General features: G+C 43.8%; 1 protein-coding gene. It reads left to right on the top strand.

Annotated elements, in window-relative coordinates; genetic code table 11:
* Nucleotides 1-607 (top strand): RNA-guided endonuclease TnpB family protein (locus ACTWP7_RS20370; protein WP_443124727.1); only part of this gene is annotated, 607 nt, incomplete at both ends.

The raw sequence follows: 607 nt of genomic DNA, 5'->3' as shown, positions 1-607 counted from the left end.
CCGAATGGAGCAGTGCCTACAAGGAAACCGGAAAAGGTTTGAGTTACTCTACTTGTTCCAAACAACTACCCAAGCTTAAAAGAGAATTCCTTTGGTTAAAGGAAGTGGATAGCACGGCCATCCAAACTTCGGTCAAACATCTTTCTGACGCTTATAAACGGTTTTTCAAAAAGCAAAACCAAGCTCCACGGTTCAAATCAAAGAAGAACAGCGTCCAGTCCTACACCACAAAATGCACAAACGGAAATATTGCCATCCAGGATCGCAAAATCAAACTGCCTAAGCTGGGACTTGTGAGATTTGCCAAGAGCCGTGAAGTGAAAGGTCGCATCTTGAGTGCGACGGTTCGCCGCAATCCGAGCGGAAAATATTCTGTATCCAATCTTGTTCAAACAGATATTCAGGAACTTCCTAAATCCAACACGTATGTTGGCATTGATCTCGGATTGAAAGACTTCGCTACTCTCTCGAATGGCACCGCCTATCAAAACCCACGATACCTACGTAAGACCGAAAAGAAACTAGCAAAAGCTCAACGTATCCTTTCCCGAAGGGAAAAGGGATCTTCGAATTGGCATAAGCAACGTATTAAAGTAGCTAGACTTCA

Source organism: Halobacillus sp. B29 (genome assembly GCF_052246755.1).
GTDB lineage: Bacteria > Bacillota > Bacilli > Bacillales > Halobacillaceae > Halobacillus > Halobacillus halophilus.
The sequence above is the reverse complement of the archived record's forward strand: the minus strand, read 5'-3'. Positions and strand labels throughout refer to the sequence as shown.